At 43.8% G+C, this 1598-nt stretch carries 1 protein-coding gene; it reads right to left on the reverse strand.

What is annotated here, in order from left to right; all coding sequences use genetic code 11:
• Nucleotides 1-170: 170 nt before the first annotated feature.
• The gene (locus FYJ73_RS15580; RefSeq protein ID WP_005814044.1) at nt 171-1460 is read right to left on the reverse strand and encodes an IS1380-like element IS612 family transposase; all 1290 of its coding nucleotides are present in this window, start codon (nt 1458-1460) and stop codon (nt 171-173) included.
• Nucleotides 1461-1598: the final 138 nt, after the last annotated feature.

The raw sequence follows: 1598 nt of genomic DNA on the forward strand, positions 1-1598 counted from the left end.
CCTAAAATCCGCAACTATCATCCAATACACGATTAAGGGTAGATTTATGAGTCGTTAGTAGCAGCTTTCAGTAAAAAGCAACAGCACAACATCAATATGTAGCCACCATCCCCTTACCCCACGATGCGACTTGAGGTAATACGCAGATTCAAACCGGAAAGAAAGGATTCTTATCCGAATTCTGTTTTGAAGGGTTTTGCATAAGCTCGGTTCTCTGTGTAGATATTCAGCACGTATTGCCTTGCAGTCATGATCCACTTGGCAGGTACGGAGATGAATCTGAAGACAAAAGCCTTTATGCGACTCGTTTTCTTGAGCCCAAAAGCCTTGGTGTCAAGCCTGCTCATGATGGTCTTGTAGAAATTGTGTATCAATGCAGTAAGCAGAAGAAAGACAGTATTCTCCGCCATGAATGACTTGGGGAGCCTGCTCCAACCGAATCCGTTGTTCATGTCGTCAAAGATACGTTCCTTGCCGCCACGCAGATTGTAGAATTCAACAATGTCCCTTGTCGATGACTTGTAATCGTTGGTCAGAATACAACGGTAAGTGTATTCGCCTTCCCACAGGTCAAGGTCGCCACTGTTGCGTCTTTGTCTCTGGATGACAAGACGATAGCACTTGCCTTCCCATTTCTCAACGAGAATGGAATTGAGTTCGAACTGGATGCCGTTAATCTCCTCCGTCTTCCATCCTCTCAGAGCAAAGATGTCATTGTAGAGCGAACTGCATCGGTTGGCACGGATGTAGAAATGTTTGCAATGCTTCTCTATCTCACTGACGATTTCCTTCGAGCAGGAACCGCAGTCTGCCCTGAAGCGATTTACACGGATGTTCTGGGATTCCAGAAGAGCGAAGAATCTCTTATGGGTGTCTGCCTGATGAAAACGCACATTCGTGTTACCATCGCTGTTCTCGATATAGACTATCTTGTCACCGATAACATATACGCCAGGCCTGTAGCCGAGGAACTTTTTGTAGGTCGGTTTTGCATCATACTTCTCCGTTTCAAGGAACTGATGGTCAAAGTCAACATCGTATTCCTCAATTTCCTTCAACTCGCCTGTAGAAACCAAAGCGTTTATAAGCAATGTGTTGAGTTTGTCTGCAGTATTGAAATCATAGGTCTTGCCTTGGTCGGAAGTATAGGAGATGTTTTCCTGTGTCAGTTCCTTGATGGCTCTGAGGATGGTATCAGAGCTGCATGTACGAAGGGTAGGATGATACGAGAGATGGCGCATCAGTTGTGACGTTACATCTTCCACGCATGAGCCGCCACAGAAATAAACGCTCATCAGCGAACGGACTATCTCGCTGAACTGATATCCGAAGATACTGCTGCATCTCTGACCCAGTGTTGAGTCGATAACGGGTGAAAGCATGGAGTCAAATTTCTCCATGATTGAAAAAATTCCTCCAAAAGGTGTGAGTTTCTCAGATTTAATTTGTATTTTTGCCATGTCATATTAGAGTTTTGCTTGTTTTCTTTTTGCAACACTAAGATAAGTGAAAATTCTGACATGGCAAAATCCTGGGCAACTTTTTGTTGCTCAGGAACTTATAAATAAAGTTAAATTATAGTGTTGCGGAATTAAGGT

Source organism: Hallella mizrahii (assembly GCF_009695775.1).
Classification (GTDB): domain Bacteria; phylum Bacteroidota; class Bacteroidia; order Bacteroidales; family Bacteroidaceae; genus Prevotella; species Prevotella mizrahii.

Bases quoted from the DNA above. Each gene is read 5' to 3' on its own strand.
- FYJ73_RS15580 (WP_005814044.1), bottom strand. From the start codon at position 1,460: ATGGCAAAAATACAAATTAAATCTGAGAAACTCACACCTTTTGGAGGA.